This is a genomic window from Pseudomonas vranovensis (genome assembly GCF_040438935.1).
Classification (GTDB): Bacteria; Pseudomonadota; Gammaproteobacteria; order Pseudomonadales; family Pseudomonadaceae; genus Aquipseudomonas; species Aquipseudomonas vranovensis.
Map to the genome: position 1 here is coordinate 1850146 of NZ_CP159259.1, position 25172 is coordinate 1875317.

Genomic DNA, 25172 nt, shown 5'->3' on the forward strand with positions numbered 1-25172 from the left:
GCGTTACCCCTTGAGGTCGTAGGCGGCGTCGAAAAAGGCTTGTTCCAGCGCGACGGCGCGCAGGAAGAAGTCGCTGCTGAGCTGCTCATGGGCAGGGCCTACACGGTCGAGCTCGGCGCGCAGGAAGGCGACGAAGGCCTGGAAATCCGGGTTGTCGTGCAGGGTGATCCACTCGGCATGTTCAAAGCGCGGTGGCAGTTCCCTGGGCGCACGCAGTGCCCAGTCCAGGTACAGGCCTTCGGCAACATTGAGCACCGCCAGGGCGGCGGCGTAAGAGCGGGTGGCAGCCGCTTCCTGCATGATTGCCTTGAAGCCTGCGGTGGGCACCGAATCCGGTGCCTCCAGGCGTTGAGCCTCGCTGACGCCGAGCGCCTCGAAGGCACGCAGGAAATAGGTGTTCTCTTCCCCCGAAATCACCCCGGTAAAGCGGCCCAGGCGAATGCGCGCCTCGAAGGTGTCGGCACTGGCAATGGCGGCCCCCAGCAGGGTCAGAAAGCTGTCGATGAAGCGATGGTCCTGGATCAGGTAGTTGACCATGACGGCATCGTCCAGGGTGCCGGCCATCAGTTCGTTGACGAAACGATGTTCGATGGACTGGGTCCAGCGCGGTTCGCTCTGGCGGCGAAGGGTGTCGGTAAAGCGTTCGGTCATCCTGCTGTCCTCATTGATGGCGACAGCGAGACCGATTGTTTCAGACATGGGCGGCCTCGCAGTGAGACCGGCAAAAAGGCAGGTTGGCTATCCCCATCCCTCCGCCGGCATGATCCGGATCAGGTTCGTAGGGTCACCGCGCTGCTTGCGCCAGCGGTTTCTCAGCCCGTTGCCGGGCTCCCCTTGGTGGGCCGAATCTATACAGCAAGCGCACAGGAATGTCACGTTGCCCGCTAGTGGATGCTCGAGGCCAGCTCGAAAATCGGCATGTACATCAAGATCACGATAAAGCCGATCAACAGCCCGATGAAGGTCATCAGCAACGGCTCGAACAGGCGTACGAACCACTCGATCCAGCGGCCGATCTCTTCGTCGTAGAAGTCGGCGCTGCGCTCCATCATCTGCCCCAGGTTGCCCGATTGCTCACCGGCGCGCAGCAAGCGCAGCGACACTGGTGTCACCAGTTGCCCGGCCTCCAGCGCCGCCGACAGCGACAACCCTTCGCGTACCCGTTCGCAGGCCTGCTCCAGGCGCTGGCTGGCAGCCGCCCCGAGCAGGCCACGGGCCATTTGCATGGCCGTCAGGATCGGGATGCCGCCCTGCAGCAGAATCCCCAACGAGCGGTAGAACCGTGCCAGCTCATACATCACCAGGCGCCGGTGCAGGGCCGGCAGGCGTTCGAGCTGACGGTTGAGCCAACGCCGCACCCGCGGGTCGCGGCGCAGCACGAACATTCCCACCAGCGTTGCGACAAAACCGATGCCCAGCGGTGCCTGGTGGGCATGCAGGAACATCCCGGCCTGCATCAACAACCGCGACAGCCAGGGCAGCTCGGTACCCAGGCCCTCGAACACCAGGCTGAAGCGTGGCACCACATAGCCGAGCAGGAACAGTACGACGCCACCGCCGACCAACAGCAGCAACAGCGGGTAGATCGAGGCGCTGATGATCTTCTGGCGTACTTCGTCCATGCGTTGGCGATAGGCAACATAGCGCCCCAGGGCATCCCCCAGGGCACCGGTCTTTTCGCTGGACTGCACCAGGGCGACGTAGAGCGGCGGGAACACACTCGGCAACTGCGCCAACGACTGGGAGAACGACTTGCCTTCGTACAACAGGCGCACCAACTCGCCCAGGGTCTTGCGGGCCTGGGGCGCCGACTCTTTCTCGGCCAGGCTTTCCAGGGCGTCGATCAGTGGCAGGCCGGCGTTGAGCAGGGTGGTCAGTTCCTGGCTGAACAGCACCAGGTCGAACGCCTCGCCACGCCGCCAGCGCAGCTTGGCGAAACGCTCGCAACTGCGCACGCTGACCACCCGCAGGCCTTGTTGCTCGGCCTGTTGCCGGGCTTGTCCGGCGTCCTGGGCGTCCAGCGTCAGCAAGACCACGCCAGCCTTGCCCAGTGCCTTGAGCTCGTAGCGCATGGGGCGTTCCTCCGCTTACTGCCAGCTGGTGATCTCGGCGTTTTCACCTTCGCCACCGGGTTGGCCGTCCTTGCCCATCGACAGCAGGTCGTACTCGCCATTCTCGCCAGGCTGGCGGTAGATGTAGTTGCGGCCCCACGGGTCCTGCGGGACTTTTTTCTGCAAGTAAGGGCCAGACCAGCGGGTTTCGTCGCTGGGGGCCGCCACCAGTGCGTTCAGGCCTTGCTCGGAATTGGGGTAATGCCCCACCTCCAGTCGATACAGGTCCAGGGCCTTGCCCAGGCCTTCGATTTGCGCCCGGGCCACCTTGGCCTCGGAGCGTCCCAACTGGCTGAAATACTTGGGCGCGACGATCCCCGCCAACAACCCCAGCACCACCAGCACGACCAGCAGTTCGAGCAGGGTGAACCCCTGTTGTGCGCGTTTCTTGTTGTGCATGACCAGCCCTCCATTGTGCGTCTGCAAGGCCTCATGCAAATGCCGTGCGCGTCTGCGCCAAGCCTTTGCGCCACGGGCACGGCAAGGCGGCACAGTGCTTGCGTCAGTGGATAAAAGCCTCGGCAATCGGGGCATATGCCCCACTTTTCGGGGGACGCAACGGGGAGGGCGGCAGCATGCGCTGGCTCACTGCAGGAATGTTTGTCTGGCTGGCATCGACCAGCCCGGTCCAGGCCGATGTCTACATCTCGATCAAGGCAGATGGCAGCTACGTGCTGTCCAATGTCCACCGGCCTGGACGCCAGTACGAACGGGTGATCAGCGAACCTGGGGCAAGCCTGGCCAGTAGCGGCCAGGCGCAACTGATCACCGGCATGCCTTATGCCAAGGTGGTCGCGGCGGCGGCCAAGGCCAACGACCTGCCCGAAGCCCTGCTGCATGCGGTGATCCAGGCCGAATCGCGCTACGACCCCAATGCCCGGTCGGCCAGTGGCGCGGTGGGCCTGATGCAACTGATGCCCGACACCGCCAAGGAGCTGGGCGTCAAGAACGCCCTGGACCCGGCCTCCAACGTGCAGGGCGGGGCGCGCTACTTGAAGCGCATGCTCACCCTCTTTGACAACGACATCACCCTGGCGGTGGCTGCTTACAACGCCGGGCCCGATGCGGTGATGCGCCGCGGGCGGGTGGTGCCACCGTATGCCGAGACCCAGCGCTACGTGCCCAAGGTGTTGCGCCAGTACCGGCGGTTGCAGGGCCTGGCCATGGATGCGCCGCTGTGAGGGCTTATCGCGGGGCAAGGGTGGGAGCGGGACTGCCCCGCGATAAGGGTTACCCCCGTTTAGTGGGGAATACCGGGGAATCCCCCCCCAATCAGGATTCAGTACGGGCTACAACTTTTTGATATTTAACCAAAAAACCATCTGGCACGGCCCTTGCTCAAGCCTCCCCAGAGAACCCAGGCACCAGCGGAGGTGCACAATGACCCCACTTAAAGGCTCAGTCCTTACCTCATTGCTGCTGGCCGCTGCCACCTTGGGCTGGCAGCACGGCAGCGAGGCCGCGGTGCGTTGCGAACGCAACCTGGTGGCCAACGTCGTCGCCCTCGATCAGCCGCTGATGTTCAACCGGCTGGGCGCACAGAACGCCAATGGCATGATGTTCGCCCTGCGCCGCGACGTGGTCGACGAGCACAATGTTTCCCTGGCCCAGGGCGGGGCGGCAGTACCGGGCAAAGTGACCCTGCGGCCCGACAAGCGCCCACGGCCCATTGTGCTGCGGGTGGCCGCCGGTGACTGCCTGACCGTCAACCTGCAGAACCTGCTGGCCTACCAGGCCAACCCGAACAAGCACGGGATCGATCACGAAGAAGAAAACGAAGGCGAAGAAAACGAAGCTGAAGAGAATGAGTTCGAGAACGAAGGCAATGAACAAGGTGGCGAGAGCTTCGTGGTCGATGACCAGGTCACCGACCGCCACGTGGGTTTCCAGGTCAACGGCATGCAGGCGGTCAACAGCATCGGCGACATCGCCGCCAACACCGGCCGCAACGGCAACTTCCTGATCGCCCCCGGCTCCAGCCGTACCTACACCTTGTATGCCGAGCGTGAAGGTGCTTTCGCCGCCACCAGCCAGGGCGCAACCTTCGGCGGCCAGGGTGGCGCCGGCAACGTCGCCAACGGCCTGTTCGGCCAGGTGGTGGTGCTGCCTAAAAAAGCGCTGACCTTCCGCAATACCCTCACTGAAGAAGAAATGCGCCTGAGCACCACCGGTCGCGCGCCGACCGGCCAGCCGATCGTCGACTACCAGGCGCGCTATCCGCAACGCGAGCCCTGGATCCGCGAGGGCAAGGCAGGCTCGCCGATCATTGCCATGATCGATGGCAATGAGATCATCTCCAGCGAATCCGATGCCGTGGTCATGGGGCCTAACACCGACGGCAGCTTCCCGCCGTCCACCTACCCGCTGGAAAGCATCGGCAAGCGCAACCCGGCGGTACCCAACCGCCTGGAGCCGTTCCGCGACTTCGCCGCCCAGTTCACCGATGAAGCGGCCGCCACCCAGGCCTTCCCCGGCTACTGGGCCGATCCGGTCATGGGCCATGTGCTGGAGCCGACCCGCGACTCGTTCATGATCAACTACGGTTCCGGCGGCATGGGGGCCGAAGTGGTGGCCAACCGCCTGGGCGTGGGGCCGATGCACGACTGCCTGTCGTGCTCCTATGAGGAATTCTTCCTGAGTTCGCACACCGTCGGTGACGTAGCGATGCTGGTCGATGTGCCCGCCAACATCGGCCTCGAGAACATTCGCCCGGGGCAGACCCCCAGCGCCGAGCAGATCGGGGTCAAGGCCACCATGGCCCTGTACCCGGCAGAGCCTGCCAACGTCAACCACAGCTACATCGGCGACTTCGTCAAGTTCCGCAACACCCACAACGGTCACGAGCAGCACATCTTCCACCTGCACGGGCACCAGTGGCTGTTCAACCCCAACGACGACAATTCCGACTATGTCGACGCCCAGGGCATTGGCCCGGGTGTGGGCTACACCTATGAAATCGCCAACGGCGGCTCGGGCAACCGCAACCGGGTAGCGGGCGATGCGATCTACCACTGCCACTTCTACCCGCACTTTGCCCAGGGCATGTGGAGCATGTGGCGGGTACACGACGTGTTTGAAGAAGGCACCCGGCTTGAGGTGTCCAACCAGGGCGAGGACGGCTATCACAGCGAGCCTTATGCATTGCGCAGCGGCAAACCGGCCGCGGGTGCCCGTGCCTTGCCCGATGGCGAGATCGTAGCCGGCACGCCCATTCCGGCCATCGTGCCGCTGCCAGGCAAGGCCATGGCACCGATGCCGGGCAAAGTGGCGGTCATTCCAAAACTGGCGCCCACCCTGGTGGCCGAGAACGATGACGATGACGACGAGGAAGAAGGCAATGACGACTCCGGTCATCACGACCAGGCGCCACGTGCCATTGGTTCGCTGGTGCTGGTCGACCGCAGCGAAGCCAACCGCAATGCCGACGGCAGCCTGAAGAACCCCGGCTATCCATTCTGGATCGGCGGCATGGAAAGTACTGTCGGCCAACGTCCGCCAACCCCGCCGCTGGACATGCTCGACCCTGCTATGGCCACGGCGCTGAAAAACACCGGCAATGCCCTGTGGGCCAACCTGGACCCGGCGCAAGTCGGCGGTTGGGACGGTGGTTTGCCACGCCATTCCCTCGACGGCATGGCCGCCGGTGGCGAGGCGACTACCACCACCACGGCGCTGGACTTCACCAAGTCGATCACCAAGGCCAAGGCGGTGTTCCTGCCGGAGGAGGGCACCGACGTCGAGCAGGCGGCGATGAGCTTCCATTCCAAGCTTGAACACCCCAGCTACGCCGTGCTGCCCGACAACCAGACGGTGGCGCGCAACTTCCGCACCAACGGCGCCGCCCCCACTGCAGGCGCACCGTTCTTCGAACCCTGCATGGACGACCGTGCCAAGCGCCTGACCTTGGCGGCCGGCAACGGCGAGTTCAACAGTGGCGAGCGCCTGGACGCCATGACGTTTACCGGCTCCTCGATGTTTACCGCCGACCGTCCTCGCATCTACAAGGGCGCCAACATCCAGTTCGACGCGGTGTACAACAAAGTCGGCTACCACTTCCCGCAGGCGCGCATCATTGCCCTGTGGGAAGACGCCTGGCCGGTGATCAACAAGCAGCGCCCGCCTGAGCCGCTGGTGATGCGCATGAACACTTTCGATTGCGTGATGTACCAGCACACCAACCTGATCCCGTCGTACTACGAGATGGACGACTACCAGGTGCGTACGCCTACCGACGTGATCGGCCAGCACATCCACCTGCCAAAATGGGACCTCACCGCCGCCGATGGCTCGGCCAACGGCTGGAACTATGAAGACGGCATTCTCTCGCCCGGTACTGTGGTCGAGCGTATTGAAGCCATTCGCGAGTTCAATGGCTGTCACAGCGGCGACCCGCGCGAAGGCACCGCCGAGTGCCCGGTCGCCAAGACCCACCCGTTCTTCGGCCGCTACGGACGGGCCGACTGGCTGGGCGCACGCACGGCCATGCAACGCTGGTTCGCAGACCCTGTGGTCAACGTGCATAACGTCGACCGTGGCCTGGGCACCATCTTTACGCACGACCACCTCGGCCCATCGACTCACCAGCAACTGGGCCTGTATGCCACCGTACTGGCGGAACCGGCAGGTTCCACCTGGTACCACGCGGAGACCGGCGAGCAGCTGTACAACCCGGCAGTACGCGAGGACGGTGGCCCGACCTCATGGCAGGCCGTGGTCAAGACCGGCGACCTGGATGGTGACGGGCGCAATGACAGCTATCGGGAGTTCTTCCTGGAATACAGCGACTTCCAGCATGCCTATGAAGCCGGCGTGTATGTAGGCGCAGGCCCGGACGGCATTCCCAACGGCCAGGCATACCCGGCCACTGCCGACAGCTTCCGCTTTGCGATCAACCCGCCTGTGCGGCAGAAGGCCTCCAACCTGCTCGAAGCCGTGGTGGAGTCCCGTGGCGGCCTTTCGCCGGGTTGCCCATCGCGGCCTTGCCCGCAAGCCATCTCGGTGGATGACCCTGGCATGTTCGTCGTCAACTACCGCAACGAGCCGCTGGCCCTGCGGGTCTACGATCCCAACAAGGTGGCGCCGGACGGCAAGCGCGGCATGCAGGCCGACGGCATGGGCGGTGACCTCGCGTTCGCCATGCAAAGCCGTACCGACCGTGCCATCCCGGCGATGAACCTGTCGCCGGCGGCAATCACCTCGGCAGTCGGCCCAACCGGCGGCACCACGCTGTTCCCGCCGCACATCAACAAGGCCGGCGCCGAGCCGGGTGACCCGTTCACCCCGATGCTGCGCACCTACTCCGGTGACAACGTACGCCTGCGGATGCACGCCGGTGGCCATGAAGAAGAGCACAACGTGACCCTGCACGGGGTCAAGTGGCTGCAAAATGGCTCGGGCTTCGGCAACAGCTCGAACTCCGGCTGGAAGGCTTCGCAGATGGTGGGTATCTCCGAGCAACTGGGCTTCATGGCACCGGTGTCGATGATCTCCAGTTCTTCGGCACCCAACGGCGACTACCTGTACTCGCTCGATGCCGCCCACGAAGGCTATTGGAACGGTATCTGGGGGGTTATGCGCAACTACACGGCCAACCGTCCCGACCTGTTCCCGCTGCCCAACAACCCATTGCCGATGGCTGCACGCAATACCGTGGCGTTCGACGGCATCTGCCCGCGCTACACCACAAACGCCACCGGCATCGGGACCCGGCCAACCGTGCAGCGCAGCTATGAGATCGTCGCGGCGCTGGCCAACGACATCCTCGCCAACCCGCTGGCGGTGAGCATCAACGACCCCAGCGGCGTCGGCCAGCATGTTGGTGGCCCGTTGAAGGCCAACGGCGGCACCCTGGTCTACAACAGCCGGCGCACCAGCATCCCGCAGGTGACCGTGACCGATCCGGAGGACGGCGAGACCTTCACCGTGGGTGGCCACAGCGGGCCGCTGCATGACCCGACCGCCATCCTCTATGTGCGCAAGGCCGATCTCGACCCTGTGACCGGCAAGCTCAAGCCTGGCGTGCCGATCGAGCCCCTGGTGCTGCGTGCAGCGGCCGGTGACTGCCTCAAGATCACCCTGGAGAACCGCTTGCCCCTGGTGATGCCCGACCTGCCGAGCACCGCCGTGATGCAGAACGTGGTCAAGCGCGACCGTCAGGGCAGCGAGGGCTCTACCGCCTTCAACAACAACCTGATGCGTCCGTCGAGCCATGTCGGCCTGCACGCACAACTGCTGGCCTACGACATCACCAAGTCGGACGGTACCAACGTCGGCCAGAACCCGGTGCAGACCGTACCGCCGCGCAATGGCAGCAGCGGCGCCTATCCAAGCAAGGTGTACCAGTACTATGCCGGGCACCTGGAGCGTGAAGGCAAGCCGGTGATGCAGATGGGCCGCTCGGTGGACAATATCAACACCACCGCCATCGAGTTCGGCGGCCTGAACATCACCCCGGCCGATGTCATCAAGCAGGGGCAGAAAGGCCTGGTGGGTGCCATGAGCATCCTGCCGCAGACCGCTACCTGGACCGAAGACAGCGCCAGCCGGGCCTCGGCCACGGTGCAGGTGCCCGGGCAGCCGGCCTACCGCGACTTTGCCACGGTGTGGCAGCGGGCGCTGAACATGCGCTGGTCGGACGGCCGTCCCGTGGAAGGCATTGCCACCGAAGGCAATGGCGTACCGGGTGACCCGAAAGACAACTCCAATATGGCCATCAACTACAAGACCGAGCCGCTGTGGTTCCGCTTCGGCCTGGCCCCGGATGCGCCATTCGGCCATGCCGACGGCTATGGCTGGGCAGATGTCCCCAACGCGCACATGGCCTACAGCAACGCCCTGGTGGGCAGCGACCCGCAAACGCCGGTGCTCTGGGCCAAGCCGGGTCAGCCGTTCCGTAACCACATTCTGATGCCTACCGGCGGCAGCCGCGGTATCACCTACCAGCTCGATGGGCACATCTGGCCACTGCATAACTACCAGGCCGAGAAGTCCGACGTCGGCGGCTACCCCATGAGCCTGCCGGGCATTGGTTCGGTGCGCTTTGGCTACAACCCGCAGGCGATGTTCATCGGTGCCCAGGAAAGCGTGCTGCCGGCAGCGCACTTCAGCTTCATGGTGCCCAGTGCCGGGGGGGCCAACGCGGTGCCGGGCGACTACTTGTTCCGCGACTACGCTGCATACGGCAATGCCTCGGGGTTGTGGGGCATCCTGCGGGTAACGGAAGAAACACCACCAGCCACGCCACCAGCGCAGTAAGGGCAAGGGGAAGAGGTCATGATCAAGAAGAACAGACCGTTGTACCTGGGACTGCTGACCGGAATGACCCTGATGGGCTTGGGGGTCGCCTATGAAAGCCTCTGGTGCGACCCGCGCAGCGAGCTGGCCGAGGCTGAAGCCAAGGCCGATTCGCAAGCTCTGCACCGGCTCAGCCGCGACGGTGTCACCGTCGAGTTCGAAGCCAGGCCGCTGGGCAGCGGCGGGGTGCTGACAGAAGGCGCCTTTGCCAATGTGCGCTTCAAGATCACTGACCAGAACAGCGGCCAGCCACTGTCGGGGGTATCCCCCGGCGCCTGGCTGGACCCGGCGCTGACCGGCGAGGCTGCCAAGGACCGCAGCAAAAGCTGCAAGGCACGCGTGGCGTTGTTTCTCAAGAGCAGCATTGGTGCCCGGCCGTTGCTCGACCTCAACAGCTACTTTCTGCTGGTACTGAACAAGGACGCCAGCCTCACCGTGATCGACCCGTCGGTGTCGGTGGGTGGCGTCACCAGTACCCTGGCGCGTATCGAACTGCCCGGCCAGCCGATGGACTGGACCCCCAGCGGCGACGACAAGCAAGTGTTCGTGTCGATCCCCGAACGTGGGGAGGTGGCACTGATCGACACCGAGACCTTCCAGCGCATTGGCAGTATTCCCGCCGGCAAGCAGCCGCTGCGCGTGGCCCTGCAGCCCGACCAGCGCCTGCTGTGGGTCGGCAACAATGCCAGCGATCCGGCCCAGAGTGGCGTGACCGTGATCGACGTTCCTAGCCGCAAGGCCATGAAGTTCTTTGCCACCGGCGCCGGCCACCACGAAATCGCCTTCAGTGCCGACTCGCGCTACGCCTTTGTCAGCAACCGCGACAGTGGCACCTTGAGCGTGATCGACGCCAGTGACATGCGCCTGGTCAAGACCGTCAAGGTGGGCTCGCACCCATTGTCAGTGGCCTATTCGGCGCTGTCCCAGGCGGTGTATGTGGCCGACGGGCGTGACGGCACTATCAGCGTGATCGACGCGCGCAGCCACACCCAGCGCCACCTGATCCAAGGCGAGCAAGGGTTGGGACCGATGCGTTTCAGCCGTGACGGGCGCTTTGGCATCGTCCTCAACACCCTGGAAAACCAGGCACTGGTGATCGACGCCAGTACCGATAGGCTGATCCACAGCCTGCCCGTGGCGGCCGAACCCTACCAACTGACCTTTACCCAGGCCTATGCCTATGTCCGGGGCCTGGCTTCATCCAAGGTCAGCATGATCAACCTGAGCAGCCTCGGTGAAGGGCGCCAGCCGATTGTCCAGGGCTTCGAGGCCGGCGCCTCGGCCCCGCGCCAGGCTGGCGACCTGCCGTTGGCGCAGGGGCTGACCGTGGCCCGGGACGAAAACTCGGTGTTCGTGGTCAACCCGGCCGACAACACCACCTACTTTTACGCCGAAGGCATGAACGCGCCGATGTCCGGCTACCCCAACCGTGGCCACAATGCCCGGGCTGCACTGGTGATCGACCGCAGCCTGCGGGAAGTGGCGCCAGGCGTGTACAGCTCGACGGTCAAGCTGCCGGCCGCAGGCACCTTCGACGTGGCGTTCCTGCTCAACCAGCCACAGATCATCCACTGCTTCAGTACCGAAGTGGCCGCTTCGCCCACCGCCCCGCATCGGCAAACCCCGCAGATCCAGTTCATGCTCGAACCCGCCGTGGTGGTACAAGGCAACCCCTTCACGGCGCGCTTTCGCATCGTCGAAGGCAATGGTGCGCCGCGCAACGGCATCAAGGACCTGAGCGTGCGCTACTTCCTCGCGCCGTCCTCGCGCGCCCGCAACAGCCAGGTCACCGAGGTGGGTGACGGGGTGTACGAGGCGCCCCTGGAGCTGGCTGAAAGCGGCGCCTGGTACCTGCATGTACAGGCCCCTTCACTGGGCGACGCCTTTGCCGAGAAGAACTACGCCAGCCTGCGGGTGCTGCCCGCAGAGGCTCAACAAGCGTCTGACACCGGTTCAACAAGGAGTTCGCGATGAAAATGCTCGATCGCTGCAGACTGTTCAGCCTGTGCCTGCTGGCCGCCAGTTGTGGCCTGGCCCAGGCCCACAATGGTGTCGACCACAGCGCCCACGGCACGCCCGCCGTCCACCAGGAAAAGACCTCGGTGCGCTTTGCCGATGTGCAACTGCTCGACCAGAACGGCATGCCGGTACGCCTGGAAAAAGACCTGGTAGCCGACCACCTGGTGGTCATGGGCTTTATCTACACCAGCTGCACCACGGTGTGCCCGGTGGTGTCCTCGATCATGGCCAAGGTGCAAAAGCAGCTGGGCGGTCGGGTGGGCAGCGAGGTGCAACTGGTATCGATCAGCGTCGACCCCCAGCGCGACGATGCCAAGCGCCTGCTCGATTACGCCAAGACTTTCCAGGTCGGCCCCGGCTGGAGCTGGTTGACGGGTACGCCGTATGCGGTCAACGAAACCCTCAAGGGCCTGGGCAGCTTCAGTGCCAACCTGGGTGAGCATCCGCCGCTGATTCTGGTGGGCGATGGCCGCAGCGGCAAATGGACGCGCTTCTATGGCTTTACCGACCCGGCGTTGCTGGTCACGGAAATCGACCGGCTCAGCGCCCGTCGGGTGCATGCCAAGCACACCGCCATTGCCCAGGAGGTGCAACCATGAGCGCCGCCAGTCACCGTCCGGGGACGATGCGCAGTGTCGACTGGCTGGCCCTGGGGGCCTGCCTGTGGATCTTGAGCAGCGTGGCCTTTGCCCATGAAGGCCACAAGACCGAGCCCGACAGCGCCCAGGCGGCCGACCCTCGGCCGGTCACCCCGACCGCCGGCACCCATGACGCCCAGGCGTACTTCACCGACAGCCTGGTAAAGGACCAGAACGGCCGCACCCTGCGCTTCTACAGTGATGTATTGAAGGACAAGGTGGTGATGCTCAATGTGATCTTCACCCACTGCAACGACGCCTGCCCGCTGATTACCCGCAAGCTGCGCGAAGTACGCGAGGCCATGGGCGAGGAGCAGGCCAGCAAGGTGACCTTCATCTCCCTGAGCAGCGACCCGACCAACGACACCCCGCAGGTACTCAAGGAATTTGCCCAGAAGCAAGGGGTGGATGGCCCCAATTGGCTGTTCCTGACCGGTGACAAAGCGCAGATGGACCTGGTGCTGGCGCGCCTGGGGCACCTGATTCCCAGCCCTGAACAACATTCCACCCAGTTGATCGCCGGTGACGTCGCCAACAAGCGCTGGAGCAAGATCCGCCCCGATGCCCCCGCCCAGGCCATTGCCCAGCGCCTGCAACTGCTGTCGCAACCACTGGCTGGACGTTGAACAGCATGAACGCGGTGCTGCGTGCTGGGGCCCTTGTACTGATGCTGGTTGCCAGCTGCCAGGCCGTGGCCCTGGACCTGACCCCGAGCGAGCTGGCCGGCAAGCGCCTGTACCGGGAAGGGCTGTCGAGCAGCGATGCCCAGGTGTCGGCGCGGGTGGGCGCTGCGGACATGCTGGTGCCAGCCAGCGTGGTGCCGTGTGCCAGTTGCCATGGCGCCGATGGCCTGGGTCGCGCCGAAGGCGGCGTACGTCCGCCGGTGTTGAGTTGGCAGCGGTTGGCGATGGGGCAACAGTTGCGCCAGGCCAACGGCAGGTATTACCCGGCCTATACCGAGGCCACGCTGGCCCGGGCTATCCAGGAGGGCCGCGACCCGGGTGGCAATCAACTGGACCCGGTGATGCCACGCTTCGTGTTGAGCATGGCCGACCAGCGCAATCTCAATGCCTACCTCAAGCGCCTGGCCGATGACCGCGATCCGGGTGTAGAGGAGCAGACGCTGCGCCTGGGCACCTTGCTGCCCACCCAGGGTCCACTGGCCGGGTCGGCGAAGGTGGTGGCGGCGGTGCTTGCGGACCGCATCGCCCACATTAACCAGCAGGGGGGCATTCATGGCCGCCAACTTGAACTGGTCAGCCTGGACCCAGGGCCCGACCAGGACAGCGCAGAGAAAGCCCTGGGGCAATTGCTGGTGCAGGACCCGGTGTTTGCGCTGATCGCCCCGCTGGCCCCGGCCTTGGAGTCGACCCTGGCTACGCGTCTTGAGCAGGCAAAGGTCCCGTTGGTGGGAGCGGCGCCGGCATTGGCGGACAGTGTACAGATCTTCGACCCCTTGCCGGGCTTGCGCGAACAGCTGCTGAGCCTGGCCGACTACGCCCAGGCCAACCTGGCCCTGGAGCAGGCCGTTACACGGATCGTGTATGCCGACGAGGCCCAGGCCGGCCTGGCTCGCAACCTTGAGCATGCACTGCAGGATCGAGGCTGGAGTGATGTCGGGGCGCAGTCGCTCAATGCCTGGAACGGGGAAGGGCAGGCGATTTTCTTTCTCGGCCAGGGCGACAGTTTTACCCAACTCACAGCAGCGCTGAAGCAGGCGGGTCACACACCGTACCTGTTCGCCGTTTCCAGTCAGGTGGCGGGACAGTTGCCGCAGGTGCCCGATGCCTGGTCGCGGCGGGTATTCCTGGCTTATCCCTTTGTGCCCGGCGACTGGACGGCCTCCGGCCGCGAGGCGTTGAGCGCCTTGCGCCAGCGCCAGGGCCTGGATGGTCGCCAGGGGGCGCTTCAAGTAAGCACCTGGTGCGCTCTGCAGCTGTTGACCGATGCGCTCAAGCGCATTGGCCGCGACGCCAGCCGGGAGAAGCTTGTGCTGGCACTCGAAAGCCTGCACGACGTGCAAACCGGCCTCACCCCACCTTTGGGCTTTGGCCCGGGCCGCCGCCAGGGTCTGGCGGGCGCCCACGTCGTGACCCTGGAAATGCCCGGCCCGGTGTTCCGCCCGGTTGCCGCCTATCGACCTGTCGTCGAGGTGAATTCGCCATGAAACTGTTCGGTCTGTTGTTGTGCCTGTTGGCGCTGCCGCTGCAGGCGCAGGAAGTGCCACCTGCTGCCCTGGTCAATGGCGTGGCGATCAGTCAGCTGCGCCTTGAACGCTATTTCGCCGAATACCTCGAAGACCGCGGGCGGGCGCTGACCAGTATCCGCAACCCCAGCGTTTACAAGCGCCTGCGTGACCAGGCCCTGAACGACCTGATCGACAAGGAGCTGCTCTGGCAGGAAGCCCAGCGCCAAGGGGTGACGGTCAGCGACGCCGAGGTCAACGCGCAGGTCGACCAGTTGCGCCAGGCCTTCGGTTCTACGCAGAACTTTGAACAACGCCTGGCCGATGCCGGTTTCGATACCACCAGTTTTGCCGACTACACCCGCCATGAACTGGCTGCGCAACGAGTCTTTCTGGACGCCACGCGGGTGCCCGAACCCGATGCGGCGCAGGTAAAGGCGTTTTATCTGGCGAACGAGAATTCTTTTCAGGCGCAGCAGAACCTAAATGCCAGCAGCCCTGTCGAAGCTGAACAGGGACTGGCATTGGCAAAATCTCTCCTGATCGATCAGCAACAGGCGCAGGCGCGCCATGCCTTGCTACAGCGTTTACGAGACGCCGGGCAGGTGCAGAAACTTGACTGACGACTGACTCGACCCCCAATGTTGGGGACATCAGTAGGGGCAAAGTGCCAGCCGGTCCCCGGCATTGGGGGGAGGGCGCACGGCTCATTTGCGTCTACGCTTAAAGAATCAATGACATAGCACAGTTAATAGCGCCGTCTCATGTCTGGCACGAAGCATGCGTAAGCCTGTACAAGGTCGCACTTCGCCAGACCGGGAAACCGGGCCTGTGGTGCTTCAAGGAGTCGACCTTGGTTAACACAGTATTGGTAGTCGATGACGAACAGACCCTTGCGGGCAATATCCAGGCGTACCTGGATGCGCAAGGCCTGAACGTCCATGTTGCCTACGACGGGGCAACGGCGATCGGTGAAGCCGAGCGCACCCAACCCGACGTAATAGTGCTCGATTATCGCTTGCCCGACATGGAGGGGTTTCAGGTACTGGAGACCGTGCGCCAACGCAGGGACTGTCATTTCGTGCTGATCACTGCTCATCCGACCGCCGAGGTCCGTGAGCGTGCCACCCAGCTGGGCGTCAGTCATATCCTGTTCAAGCCTTTTCCACTGACGGAACTGGCCCGCGCAGTCTTCGACCTGATGGGCATCAAGCGTGAAGAGAAGGGCACCGGCAACACGGACACGGGGTTTGTCGAACGACGCCAGAGCAGGAGTGAAAGTTTCCCCCTGCAGTTGTTCGATGGTAGTTGGGTGCTGGCAGACCGCCGCCGTAATGGCGCAAGGCCTCCAGGACCGGACGAGGACCAACTGCTCACCGGGGAGTAATGCGCGAGCAAACCTGAACCTGGCTTGCCGCGCTCCGCGCTGGAGAGCAAGCCATGGAAACCTTGTCGCTCGCCGCTGTCCCCGCCCAGGTTGTTACGCCTGCGCCCCTGGGTCGCGAGTTACTGGCTCAAGCCCGGGCTAGCGCCGAGCAAAGTGCCGAACGCCTGATCGACACCCTGCAACGCTTGAGCGGCCTTGCCCTCGCCGATTTTGTCGCAGCCCTTGGCACCACCCTGCATTACCCGGTGCTGGACGGCCAGGCGCTGTTTGCCGCCACCCCGCTGTTTGACCGGGTCAGCCTGGCCCAATGCCTGAAACGCGAATTCATTTTCCTCGAACACGACGGCCAGGTGCTGGGTGTGTTCGCCGACCCCTTTGACACTGCCCGTCTTGCCTGGATCGATGAATGTCTGCAGGGCGCGCCGCTGTACCTGGTGCAAGCGGCCGAGCTGAGCGGTTTTCTGGCCCGTCACGAAGAAAGCTTCCATGCCGTGGACTCGCTGGATAACGACAGCGAGGCGGTCGCCGAACTGGACACCGTGCAAAGCCTCTCGCTGGCCAGTATCAGCGAAGACCAGAGCCGGGTGGTCAAACTGGTCAACTCGACCCTCTACGACGCCCTGAAGATGCACGCCAGCGACATCCACCTGGGCGTGACCGGTAGCGGCCTGGTGATCAAGTACCGTATCGACGGCGTGCTCAACAGCATCAGCAAGGTCAGCGGCAGCGAATTCGCCGAGCAGGTGATCTCGCGGATCAAGGTCATGGCCGAATTGGATATCGGTGAAAAACGCGTCCCCCAGGACGGTCGCTTCAAGATCGGCATCAGCGCCCGGCAGATCGATTTTCGTGTATCGATCATGCCGAGCATCTTTGGCGAGGATGCAGTGCTGCGGGTGCTCGACAAACAGGACCTGGCCGACCGCGTCAGCGGCGTGCAGCTCCAGGCCCTGGGATTTGAAGACCATACCCTGCGCAGCCTGCGCCGCCTGGCCAACGAACCCTACGGCATGATCCTGGTCACCGGTCCCACCGGCAGCGGCAAGACCACCACCCTCTACGCCATGATCAGCGAGATCAACCACGGCGTGGACAAGATCATCACCATCGAAGACCCGGTCGAATACCAGTTGCCGGGGGTGCTGCAGATCCCGGTCAACGAAAAGAAGGGCCTGACCTTCGCCCGTGGCCTGCGCTCGATTTTGCGTCACGACCCCGACAAGATCATGGTCGGCGAGATCCGCGACCCGGACACCGCGCAGATTGCCGTGCAATCCGCGCTGACCGGCCACCTGGTGTTCACCACCATCCATGCCAACAACGTCTTCGATGTAATCGGCCGCTTCAGCCAGATGCAGGTCGACCCCTACAGCTTTGTCTCCGCCCTCAACGCCGTACTGGCCCAACGCCTGATCCGCCTGGTATGCCCGCACTGCGCTGCGCCCCATCACCCTGACGACGAAGAACTGAGCCTCTCGGGCCTGGAAGCCGGGCAGGTCGGTGAATACCGCTTCGTACACGGCAAAGGCTGTGGCCAATGCCGTGGCAGTGGCTATCGCGGCCGCACCGCCATCGCCGAACTGCTGCACCTGGACGACGAACTGCGGCAAATGATCGTTGAACGTCGGCCGCTGGCCCAGATCCGCACCCTGGCCTGCCAACGCGGGCTGCGCCTGCTGCGCAGCTCGGCACTGGAGCTGGTGCGTGATGGCCGGACCACCTTGGAGGAGATCAATCGTGTCACATTTGTCGCCTGATCGTTTCGTCGCCGTGCTTGGCGCCCAAGGCGTCGGCTTGTCCCGGCTCCAAGGCCAGAAACAGCAGTGGCTGGGCAGCCTGGGCTTTATCGCCGAGCGCAGCCAGGCCGCCACCCAGGCCCTGGACACCCTCCATAGCCTGCTCGGCGAGCACGGCTGCAAGGGTGCTCAACTGCAACTGCTGCTGTCGGCCCAGTACTGCCGCTTTTGCCTGGTGCCCTGGAGCGCCGCCATCAATCGCCCTGATGAACTGCACCACTACGCACGGGCCTGCTTTGAAGCCCACTACGGCCAGAGCCTGGACGGCTGGCGCCTGGTGGTGTCGCCGGAGGCTGCCGGCAGTGCGCGGATTGCCACGGCGGTGCCCGAAGCGCTGCTGCAGCGTCTCAACGACCACTGCCGCACCCTGGGCCTTCGCCCGCGCTCGGTGCGTCCCTACCTGATGGCTGCCTACAACCGCTTTGCCGAGCAACTGGGGCAGGGCGACTTTCTGTTCGTGCTGGCCGAACCACAACGCAGCGTGTGCCTGTTGGCACAGAACGGCACCTGGCAGCAGGTCAGCGCCCAGGGTAGTGGTGACAGCGACGCAGCGCTGCAGGCGCTGATCGCCCGCCAGTGCGAACTGAATGCCGGCGAGCGCGAGCTGCCGGTATTCCTCCATGCACCAGGTCGCATGGAGCAACCCCCGACGCTGGACGGCGTGCAGTTGTGTGCGCTGACTGAGCCCGGCGGTGACGTGTTGTGCAGCATGTCCCGGGCGGTGGCCTGAAATGCGCCGCCTGGAGCTGGACTTCCAGCCACGGCGCACCGGCCTTGCCGCCTGGGCGCTGCTGGCCGTCGGCGCAAGCCTGGTGCTGGGCGCAACGCTGCTGCAGCAAGGTTTCAGCCAGCAGCAGGAAGCCCTTGAGCAGCAGTTGCAGCACGTCGAACGCCAACTGGGCAAGCGTCCGGAAACAATCAGTTCCCTGACCCCGGCACAAAGCCGCGAGCAGACCGAGAAACTGGCCCAGATGCGCAGTGTCTCGCAGCAGCTGCAGCGCCCCTGGGAACGCTTGTTCAACATGCTCGAAGGCTTGCCCCAGGATGATGTGGCGTTGCTGACCCTGACCCCGGACGCCCGCAAGGGCCAGGTGCGCATCAGTGCCGAAGCCCGTGACCTGGAAGCGATGCTGGCCTTTCACAAACGCCTGGAAGCCAGTGGCGAGCTGCGCGATGTGTCGCTGCTCAACCACGAAATCATGGCCAAGCAGCCCGAACATCCGGTGCAGTTCAACCTGTCGGCCACCTGGGAGATCGGCAATGCGCATCCCTAGTCTGATTCTGCACGAACGTGCGCAGCGGCTCGGCATGGTCGGCCTGGCCGGTGCTGCGCTGGTGGTGCTGGCCTTGCTCTACGGCGCGTTCGGCGTGCTGCCACAGTGGCAGCAAGTACGGGACCTTGAAGGGCGCAATCAGGACGCCGGCACCCAGTTGCGTCAGATCAAGAGCGGCACGCTGAAGCTGCCCCAGGTACCCCAGCGCGAACTGGAGGACTTTCACAAGCAACTACCGGCCCAGCCCCAGGCCACCGAGGCCATCGACCGTATCTACAGCCTGGCCAAGACCGAACGCATCAGCCTGGCACGGGGCGAGTACGCCCTGGGGGTGGACCCCAAGACTCAACTGGCGCGCTACCAGATTCTCCTGCCCGTGCGCGGCAGCTACCCGCAGATCCGCCGCTTTGTCCATGCCTTGCTCGGTCAACTGCCGGCGCTGGTGCTCGAAGACGTCGATCTGCAACGCAAGAAGATCGGCGACAGCGAGCTGACCGGCCGCCTGCGTATGACCCTTTACCTGTCGAGGTCGTGATGAACACTCAACGCCGCCTGGCCTGGCTGGCCTTTCTCGGACTCGCTGCCGTACTGGCCTGGGCACCGGGGTATTTCTTCGACGACGAGGCCGCTGATACCCGCGCCACCGTTGCTGTCGCCGACAAGGCCCAGGTCGCCGCCGCCTCTGCAGCCGGCAAAGCCGCCAAGCCGACCGCGCTCAAGCCACGGGACCTGTTCCCGAGCAAGAGCTGGAAGCCGGCCGTGCAGATGGCCACGGTCACGGAAAAACCGGCGGTGGTGGCCGCGGTGGTGGCGGCACCTTCGGCACCGGTGCTGCCGTTCCAGTTCGTTGGCCGCCTGCACAACCTCGAGGACGAGCAGGTGTTTCTGCAAAGCGGTGAAAAGCTCTATGTCGTACGTCGCGGTGATGTGATCGACGACACCTATCGGATCGAGCAGATCTCCGCCACGGAGCTGAGCCTGGTCTACCTGCCATTGCACCTGTCCCAGACCTTGTCTGTAGGGAGCGCACCATGAATTCGTCCAGGTTGTGCAACAAAGCGCCATTTTTGATGCTTGCACTGTGCGTCGCCCTGGCCGGCTGCGGCACGACTGCAGCACGCAAGGATGGCCAGGCGCTGATCAATGAAGGGCAATACGAAGCCGGTATCGCCCGGCTCGAAGAGGCCCTCAAGGAAGACCCTCGCGATACCGAGTTGAACATCGCCCTGATGCAGGGGCGCAAGCAGTCGGTGGAAGAGCTGCTGGCAAAGGCCGACAGCGACCGCAGCCGCCACGACTTCGGCGGCGCACGCATGGGCTACGGCCGGGTGCTGACCCTGGAGCCGAACAACCGCCGTGCCCAGGATGCCGTGCGCCAGATCGAGCTGATGCGCAACCTCGGTGAGCGTGTTGCCCTGGGTCAGGCAGCGCTGCGCAGCGGCGACCTGTTCGGTGCCGAGCGACACATGCGCGAAGTGCTGCAACTGGACCCGCAGAACGAAGCCGGCCTGGCCCTGCGCAAAGACATCGAGCTGGTGCAGAGCCGCACTGCCCAGCCCAATCCGCAACTGCAAACCAAACTGGAAAAACCGGTGACCCTGGAGTTTCGTGACGCCAACCTCAAGACCATTTTCGAGGTGCTGTCGCAGGTGGCGGGGTTGAACTTCATTTTCGACAAAGACCTGCGCCCGGACATGAAAGCCACCATCTTCGTGCGTGACGTGCGCATCGAAGACGCCGTGTCGCTGCTGCTGGAGCAGAACCAGCTGCACCAGAAGGTGGTGAACGAAAACACCTTGTTGATCTACCCCGATTCGCCGCAGAAGACCAAGGACTACCAGGAATTGGTCATGCGCACCTTCTACCTGACCAGCATCGACGCCAACACCGCGCTGAACATGGTCAAAACCATGCTCAAGACCCGCGATGTGTTCGTCGATGAACGCCTCAACACCCTGACCATGCGTGACACCCCGGACGCGGTGCGCATGGCCGAGAAACTCCTGCAGTCCCAGGACCAGTCCAACCCCGAGGTGGTGCTGGAAGTGGAAGTGATGGAAGTGGCCCGTTCGCGGATCCTCGAGCTGGGCCTGCAATGGCCCAACACCTTCGGCATCCTCAACAACGACGGCAATCCGGTCAGCACCATTGACCAGCTGCGCGGCATCAACTCCGAGCGCATCACCTTCTCGCCGTCGCCCCAGGCCAAGATCAACGCCCAGGACAACGACATCAACACCCTGGCAAGCCCGGTGATCCGGGTCAGCAACCGCGAGCAGGCACGCATCCATATCGGCCAGCGGGTACCGATCATCAGCGCCACTTCGGTACCTTCGACCCAGGGCCCGGTGATCACCGAAAGCGTCACCTACCTGGATGTCGGTTTGAAACTCGAAGTGACCCCGGTGGTTCACCTGAACAACGAAGTGGCGATCAAGATTTCCCTCGAGGTCAGTAACGCCAAGCCCCTTGAACCCACTCGCCAGGGCACCATTCCGGTCCAGGTCGACACCCGCAACGCGCAGACCAGCCTGCGCCTGCATGACGGCGAAACCCAGGTGTTGGCCGGCCTGGTGCGCAACGACGAAGGCGCCAGTGGCAACAAGATCCCTGGCCTTGGCGACATCCCCGGCCTGGGCCGACTGTTCGGCAGCAACCGCAACGATAAGAGCCAGTCGGAGCTGGTGTTGTCGATCACCCCACGGATCGTGCGCAACTTGCCTTACCAGAGCCCCTCGGACATGGAGTTCCCGACCGGTACCGAGACCAGCATGCAGATCCGCAACCTCAACCGCAGCATCGATGTCGACGTCGAAACCGAACAACCCATCGCCGCCGTTCCTACCGGCGTGAGGCCCTGAGCCATGAAACGGTCAATGGCAGGATTCAGCCTGATTGAAGTGATGCTGACCCTGGCCCTGCTCGGGTTGCTGGCTTCGATTGCCGCACCGCTGACCGAAACCCTGGTTCGCCGGGGCAAGGAACAGGAGCTCAAGACCGCCCTGTACCAGATCCGCGATGGCATTGACGCCTACAAGCGCGCCTTTGACGCCGGCTACATCGAAAAGTCGCTCAACGCCACGGGCTACCCACCAAACCTGCAGGTGCTGGTCGACGGCGTGAGGGATGTGCGCAGCGCCAAGGGCGCCAAGTTCTACTTTTTGCGGCGCATTCCCCGCGACCCGCTGGTTGCCGCCAAGCGCGACGACGAAGGCGGCTGGGGCCTGCGCACCTACGAAAGCTCCGCCCAGAACCCGCGTGAAGGGGAGGACGTCTTCGACGTCTACTCCCGGGCGCGGGGTAAGGGCCTCAACGGCATCGCCTACGGGCAGTGGTGACCAGCATGAAACGTAGCCAAGGTTTCACCCTGATCGAACTGCTGGTGGTGATGGCGATCATCGCTACCTTGATGACCATCGCCATGCCGCGTTACTTCCAGAGCCTGGAGACCTCCCGCGAGGCCACTTTGCGCCAGAGCCTGGCGGTGATGCGCGAGGCGCTGGACCACTACTACGGCGACACCGGGCACTACCCCGAGTCGCTGGAACAACTGGTCGAACAGCGCTACCTGCGCAGCGCACCCCTGGACCCGATCACCGAGCGCCGCGACCTGTGGCAAGTGGTGGCCCCGCCTGAAGGCGTGGCGGGCTCGGTGGCCGATATCAAGAGCGGTTCAACCGGGAGGGCGCGTGATGGCAGCCTTTATGCCGAGTGGTAGCGCCGCCGAAGCGGGCTACACCTACCTGGGCGTGCTGTTGCTGATTGCCGTGACCGGCATCGTTCTGGGCTCTACCGTCACCCTGTGGTCGACCGTCGCCCAGCGCGAACGTGAGCGCGACCTGCTGTGGGTCGGCACCCAGTATGCCCAGGCACTGCGCAGCTACTACCGCAGCTCGCCGGGGCTTGCCCAGTACCCGCAGACGCTGGAGGAGCTGCTCGAAGACCCGCGCTACCCGAACCCCAAGCGCCACATTCGCCAGCTGTACAGCGACCCGATCACCGGCAGCGACGACTGGGGGCTGGTGCGCTCCATCGACGGGCGCATCACCGGGGTCTACAGCCAGTCGCAGCAGCCGCCGCTCAAACAGACCGGCTTTGCCGCGCAATGGTCGGACTTCGAAGGCCTGACCCACTACTCCGACTGGCAGTTCGTGGCCGAGAAAGCCTTTGCCGACAACGGCGGCGTGCGCAACGACGCGCCGCAAGGAGCCGGGCAATGAACCGCCGCCTGACTGCCTGCACCCTGGCCCTGGTGCTGCTGGCCGGCACCGCCCGCGGCGGTGCCGAGGACGAGATGATGGGCTTTATCGTCGACAACACCATCTCGCACATTGGCCACGACTTTTACTACAGCTTCGCCGAGCGGTTGCGTGCCACCAGCCGCCTGGATTTCAACCTGGTGGTACGCGAAAGACCGGACGCACGCTGGGGCAGCCTGGTGACGGTCGAGTACGAGCAACGTGTGATCTACAAACGCTTTCTGCCACCCAACACCACCGAGCTGAAGGACGCCGCCTATGAGGCGGCTGACCTGGTCAAGGCGCAGATCATCCAGCGCAAGCTGCAGATGCTGCTGCAAGACACCACCGATCTTGAGAGGGACGAGCTATGAACAACAATACCTGCGGCCTGGCCTCCCTGGTCCTGCTGGCTGTCCTGTGCAGTCAGGCCGGTGCCACTGAACTGGTGTACACCCCGGTCAACCCGGCGTTTGGCGGCAACCCGCTCAACGGCACCTGGCTGCTCAACAATGCCCAGGCACAGAACGACCATGACGACCCGGACATCAAGGACCGCGCTTCAGCCTTGGCCAGCACTTCGTCACTGGAGCGCTTCACCAGCCAACTGGAGTCGCGCCTGCTCTCGCAGCTGCTGACCAACATCAACAACGGCAACACCGGCAGCCTGCAGACCGATGCCTTTCTGATCAACGTGCTGGATGACTCCGGCGCCTTGACCATCCAAATCACTGACCGGGCGACCGGTGAGGTGTCTGAAGTGCTGGTCAACGGCCTGAACCCGTAACGGGCAGGGTAAAGGGGAGAAACAATCATGAAACGATTTCTGACCGCACTGATTATCCTGGCCACCTTGCAGGGCTGCAGCCTGCGCGAGCCCATGTCGGCAGAGCAGGACAGCGAAAACCCGACCCTGACGCCACGGGCCTCGACCTACTACGACCTGCTGAACATGCCTCGGCCCAAAGGCCGGTTGATGGCGGTGGTGTATGGATTTCGCGACCAGACCGGGCAATACAAGCCGACGCCTGCAAGCTCCTTCTCCACCAGCGTCACCCAGGGGGCGGCGAGCATGCTGATGGATGCCCTGCAGGCCAGTGGCTGGTTCGTGGTGCTGGAGCGTGAAGGGCTGCAGAACCTGCTGACCGAGCGCAAGATCATCCGCGCCTCGCAGAAAAAGCCCGATACGCCGGTCAACATCCAGGGCGAACTGCCGCCGTTGCAGGCGGCCAACCTGATGCTCGAAGGCGGCATCATTGCCTACGATACCAACGTGCGCAGTGGCGGGGAGGGCGCGCGCTACCTGGGCATCGATATCTCCCGCGAATATCGGGTCGACCAGGTTTCGGTCAACCTGCGGGCGGTGGACGTGCGCAGCGGCCAGGTGCTGGCCAACGTCATGACCAGCAAGACCATCTACTCGGTTGGACGCAGTGCCGGGGTGTTCAAGTTCATCGAGTTCAAGAAACTGCTGGAAGCCGAAGTGGGCTACACCACCAACGAGCCGGCGCAACTGTGCGTGCTCTCGGCGATCGAGTCGGCGGTAGGGCACCTGCTGGCCCAAGGGATCGAACGGCGCCTGTGGCAAGTGGCCGACGATGGCAGTGGCGACAAGGCAGTGCTGGACAAGTACCTGAGCCAGTACCAGGCGCCTTGAGGAATTGAGAACGGAAGGAGCGAGCTGCTTCAGGGCGTGCAGAACCACGACCGCTGCGCGGCCGATCGCAGGCTGGCGCCAGCGGCTACGGTGCATACGGTGTAGCCGCTGCCGAGGAACGAGGCTGCGATCGACTGCGCAGCAGTCGCCGATAAGGTCAGTGAGTCGGGCAGCCTTGCGCCTTGACTGTCCGCGGGGTAGACGCCGGGTGCTTGACCATCTCACCACCACAGCAGAACCACGACCGCTACGCGGCCGATCGCAGGCTGGCGCCAGCGGCTACGGTGCATACGGTGTAGCCGCTGCCGAGGAACGAGGCTGCGATCGACTGCGCAGCAGTCGCCGATAAGGTCAGTGAGTCGGGCAGCCTTGCGCCTTGACTGTCCGCGGGGTAGACGCCGGGTGCTTGACCATCTCATCACCACAGCAGAACCACGACCGCTACGCGGCCGATCGCAGGCTGGCGCCAGCGGCTACGGTGCATACGGTGTAGCCGCTGCCGAGGAACGAGGCTGCGATCGACTGCGCAGCAGTCGCCGATTAAGGTCAGTGAGTCGGGCAGCCTTGCGCCTTG

The 25172-nt window shown here is 64.1% G+C and carries 23 protein-coding genes and 1 riboswitch; of the genes, 20 read left to right on the plus strand and 3 right to left on the minus strand.

Going from position 1 to position 25172, the window contains the following annotated elements; translation table 11 throughout:
* Window positions 1-3: 3 nt before the first annotated feature.
* The 3 genes from ABVN19_RS08630 to gspG form a co-directional block, all read right to left on the minus strand.
* Window positions 4-651, minus strand: a complete 648-nt coding sequence (locus ABVN19_RS08630) for a TenA family protein (protein WP_105641336.1) — start codon at window positions 649-651, stop codon at window positions 4-6.
* 79 nt (window positions 652-730) lie between these two features.
* A riboswitch (TPP riboswitch) is annotated at window positions 731-845 on the minus strand.
* 39 nt (window positions 846-884) lie between these two features.
* Window positions 885-2072 (minus strand): type II secretion system F family protein, encoded by a 1188-nt coding sequence (locus ABVN19_RS08635; RefSeq protein WP_028945103.1) that lies wholly within the window; start codon window positions 2070-2072, stop codon window positions 885-887.
* Window positions 2073-2087: 15 nt separating this feature from the next.
* A complete protein-coding gene (gene gspG, locus ABVN19_RS08640) occupies window positions 2088-2510 on the minus strand; it encodes a type II secretion system major pseudopilin GspG (RefSeq protein WP_028945104.1) in 423 nt (140 codons plus the stop codon).
* A gap of 176 nt (window positions 2511-2686) precedes the next feature.
* Between gspG and ABVN19_RS08645 the strand changes: the two genes are divergently transcribed.
* The 20 genes from ABVN19_RS08645 (at window position 2687) to ABVN19_RS08740 (ending at window position 24598) form a co-directional block, all read left to right on the plus strand.
* Window positions 2687-3292: a lytic transglycosylase domain-containing protein gene (locus ABVN19_RS08645; RefSeq protein WP_028945105.1), complete on the plus strand. Its 606-nt coding sequence runs from the start codon at window positions 2687-2689 to the stop codon at window positions 3290-3292.
* Between the two features lie 199 nt (window positions 3293-3491).
* Window positions 3492-9365: a manganese-oxidizing multicopper oxidase MnxG gene (gene mnxG, locus ABVN19_RS08650; RefSeq protein WP_105641335.1), complete on the plus strand. Its 5874-nt coding sequence runs from the start codon at window positions 3492-3494 to the stop codon at window positions 9363-9365.
* An 18-nt stretch (window positions 9366-9383) separates the two neighbouring features.
* Window positions 9384-11378, plus strand: coding sequence for a cytochrome D1 domain-containing protein (locus tag ABVN19_RS08655; RefSeq protein WP_105641334.1), 1995 nt, complete (start codon window positions 9384-9386; stop codon window positions 11376-11378).
* Entirely contained in the window at window positions 11375-12022 is a 648-nt protein-coding gene (locus tag ABVN19_RS08660; protein ID WP_028945108.1) for an SCO family protein, read from the plus strand. Before ABVN19_RS08655 ends, ABVN19_RS08660 begins: the two co-directional genes overlap by 4 nt.
* Window positions 12023-12048: 26 nt before the next feature.
* Window positions 12049-12687: an SCO family protein gene (locus tag ABVN19_RS08665; protein WP_028945109.1), complete on the plus strand. Its 639-nt coding sequence runs from the start codon at window positions 12049-12051 to the stop codon at window positions 12685-12687.
* A 5-nt stretch (window positions 12688-12692) separates the two neighbouring features.
* Window positions 12693-14228, plus strand: coding sequence for an ABC transporter substrate-binding protein (locus ABVN19_RS08670; RefSeq protein ID WP_084168008.1), 1536 nt, complete (start codon window positions 12693-12695; stop codon window positions 14226-14228).
* The gene (locus ABVN19_RS08675) at window positions 14225-14869 is read left to right on the plus strand and encodes a SurA N-terminal domain-containing protein (RefSeq protein WP_105641333.1); all 645 of its coding nucleotides are present in this window, start codon (window positions 14225-14227) and stop codon (window positions 14867-14869) included. Before ABVN19_RS08670 ends, ABVN19_RS08675 begins: the two co-directional genes overlap by 4 nt.
* Before the next feature lie 230 nt (window positions 14870-15099).
* Window positions 15100-15633, plus strand: a complete 534-nt coding sequence (locus ABVN19_RS08680) for a response regulator (RefSeq protein WP_028945112.1) — start codon at window positions 15100-15102, stop codon at window positions 15631-15633.
* A gap of 53 nt (window positions 15634-15686) precedes the next feature.
* Window positions 15687-17390 carry a GspE/PulE family protein gene (locus tag ABVN19_RS08685; protein WP_105641332.1) on the plus strand — a complete coding sequence of 568 codons (1704 nt, stop codon included), beginning with the start codon at window positions 15687-15689 and terminating at the stop codon, window positions 17388-17390.
* Window positions 17371-18159: a hypothetical protein gene (locus ABVN19_RS08690; RefSeq protein WP_028945114.1), complete on the plus strand. Its 789-nt coding sequence runs from the start codon at window positions 17371-17373 to the stop codon at window positions 18157-18159. Before ABVN19_RS08685 ends, ABVN19_RS08690 begins: the two co-directional genes overlap by 20 nt.
* A 1-nt stretch (window position 18160) precedes the next feature.
* Window positions 18161-18703, plus strand: a complete 543-nt coding sequence (locus ABVN19_RS08695) for a pilus assembly protein (RefSeq protein ID WP_028945115.1) — start codon at window positions 18161-18163, stop codon at window positions 18701-18703.
* Window positions 18690-19238, plus strand: coding sequence for a type 4a pilus biogenesis protein PilO (gene pilO / locus ABVN19_RS08700; RefSeq protein WP_028945116.1), 549 nt, complete (start codon window positions 18690-18692; stop codon window positions 19236-19238). Before ABVN19_RS08695 ends, pilO begins: the two co-directional genes overlap by 14 nt.
* Window positions 19238-19738 carry a hypothetical protein gene (locus ABVN19_RS08705; protein WP_028945117.1) on the plus strand — a complete coding sequence of 167 codons (501 nt, stop codon included), beginning with the start codon at window positions 19238-19240 and terminating at the stop codon, window positions 19736-19738. The genes pilO and ABVN19_RS08705 overlap by 1 nt, the downstream gene beginning before the upstream one ends.
* The gene (locus ABVN19_RS08710; RefSeq protein WP_036990180.1) at window positions 19735-21564 is read left to right on the plus strand and encodes a secretin N-terminal domain-containing protein; all 1830 of its coding nucleotides are present in this window, start codon (window positions 19735-19737) and stop codon (window positions 21562-21564) included. The genes ABVN19_RS08705 and ABVN19_RS08710 overlap by 4 nt, the downstream gene beginning before the upstream one ends.
* Window positions 21565-21567: 3 nt before the next feature.
* Entirely contained in the window at window positions 21568-22041 is a 474-nt protein-coding gene (locus ABVN19_RS08715; protein WP_028945118.1) for a type II secretion system protein, read from the plus strand.
* 5 nt (window positions 22042-22046) lie between these two features.
* Entirely contained in the window at window positions 22047-22421 is a 375-nt protein-coding gene (locus ABVN19_RS08720; protein ID WP_028945119.1) for a type II secretion system protein, read from the plus strand.
* Window positions 22396-22923 carry a type II secretion system protein gene (locus ABVN19_RS08725; protein ID WP_028945120.1) on the plus strand — a complete coding sequence of 176 codons (528 nt, stop codon included), beginning with the start codon at window positions 22396-22398 and terminating at the stop codon, window positions 22921-22923. The genes ABVN19_RS08720 and ABVN19_RS08725 overlap by 26 nt, the downstream gene beginning before the upstream one ends.
* Window positions 22920-23315, plus strand: coding sequence for a curli production assembly/transport protein CsgE (csgE, locus tag ABVN19_RS08730; RefSeq protein ID WP_028945121.1), 396 nt, complete (start codon window positions 22920-22922; stop codon window positions 23313-23315). Before ABVN19_RS08725 ends, csgE begins: the two co-directional genes overlap by 4 nt.
* A complete protein-coding gene (locus ABVN19_RS08735) occupies window positions 23312-23728 on the plus strand; it encodes a curli assembly protein CsgF (RefSeq protein WP_028945122.1) in 417 nt (138 codons plus the stop codon). Before csgE ends, ABVN19_RS08735 begins: the two co-directional genes overlap by 4 nt.
* Before the next feature lie 27 nt (window positions 23729-23755).
* Window positions 23756-24598, plus strand: a complete 843-nt coding sequence (locus ABVN19_RS08740) for a CsgG/HfaB family protein (protein WP_105641331.1) — start codon at window positions 23756-23758, stop codon at window positions 24596-24598.
* Window positions 24599-25172 lie beyond the last annotated feature (574 nt).

Bases quoted from the DNA above. Each gene is read 5' to 3' on its own strand.
- ABVN19_RS08630 (WP_105641336.1), bottom strand. From the start codon at position 651: ATGACCGAACGCTTTACCGACACCCTTCGCCGCCAGAGCGAACCGCGC.
- ABVN19_RS08635 (WP_028945103.1), bottom strand. From the start codon at position 2,072: ATGCGCTACGAGCTCAAGGCACTGGGCAAGGCTGGCGTGGTCTTGCTG.
- gspG (WP_028945104.1), bottom strand. From the start codon at position 2,510: ATGCACAACAAGAAACGCGCACAACAGGGGTTCACCCTGCTCGAACTG.
- ABVN19_RS08645 (WP_028945105.1), top strand. From the start codon at position 2,687: ATGCGCTGGCTCACTGCAGGAATGTTTGTCTGGCTGGCATCGACCAGC.
- mnxG (WP_105641335.1), top strand. From the start codon at position 3,492: ATGACCCCACTTAAAGGCTCAGTCCTTACCTCATTGCTGCTGGCCGCT.
- ABVN19_RS08655 (WP_105641334.1), top strand. From the start codon at position 9,384: ATGATCAAGAAGAACAGACCGTTGTACCTGGGACTGCTGACCGGAATG.
- ABVN19_RS08660 (WP_028945108.1), top strand. From the start codon at position 11,375: ATGAAAATGCTCGATCGCTGCAGACTGTTCAGCCTGTGCCTGCTGGCC.
- ABVN19_RS08665 (WP_028945109.1), top strand. From the start codon at position 12,049: ATGCGCAGTGTCGACTGGCTGGCCCTGGGGGCCTGCCTGTGGATCTTG.
- ABVN19_RS08670 (WP_084168008.1), top strand. From the start codon at position 12,693: ATGAACGCGGTGCTGCGTGCTGGGGCCCTTGTACTGATGCTGGTTGCC.
- ABVN19_RS08675 (WP_105641333.1), top strand. From the start codon at position 14,225: ATGAAACTGTTCGGTCTGTTGTTGTGCCTGTTGGCGCTGCCGCTGCAG.
- ABVN19_RS08685 (WP_105641332.1), top strand. From the start codon at position 15,687: ATGGAAACCTTGTCGCTCGCCGCTGTCCCCGCCCAGGTTGTTACGCCT.
- ABVN19_RS08695 (WP_028945115.1), top strand. From the start codon at position 18,161: ATGCGCCGCCTGGAGCTGGACTTCCAGCCACGGCGCACCGGCCTTGCC.
- pilO (WP_028945116.1), top strand. From the start codon at position 18,690: ATGCGCATCCCTAGTCTGATTCTGCACGAACGTGCGCAGCGGCTCGGC.
- ABVN19_RS08705 (WP_028945117.1), top strand. From the start codon at position 19,238: ATGAACACTCAACGCCGCCTGGCCTGGCTGGCCTTTCTCGGACTCGCT.
- ABVN19_RS08710 (WP_036990180.1), top strand. From the start codon at position 19,735: ATGAATTCGTCCAGGTTGTGCAACAAAGCGCCATTTTTGATGCTTGCA.
- ABVN19_RS08715 (WP_028945118.1), top strand. From the start codon at position 21,568: ATGAAACGGTCAATGGCAGGATTCAGCCTGATTGAAGTGATGCTGACC.
- ABVN19_RS08720 (WP_028945119.1), top strand. From the start codon at position 22,047: ATGAAACGTAGCCAAGGTTTCACCCTGATCGAACTGCTGGTGGTGATG.
- ABVN19_RS08725 (WP_028945120.1), top strand. From the start codon at position 22,396: ATGGCAGCCTTTATGCCGAGTGGTAGCGCCGCCGAAGCGGGCTACACC.
- csgE (WP_028945121.1), top strand. From the start codon at position 22,920: ATGAACCGCCGCCTGACTGCCTGCACCCTGGCCCTGGTGCTGCTGGCC.
- ABVN19_RS08735 (WP_028945122.1), top strand. From the start codon at position 23,312: ATGAACAACAATACCTGCGGCCTGGCCTCCCTGGTCCTGCTGGCTGTC.
- ABVN19_RS08740 (WP_105641331.1), top strand. From the start codon at position 23,756: ATGAAACGATTTCTGACCGCACTGATTATCCTGGCCACCTTGCAGGGC.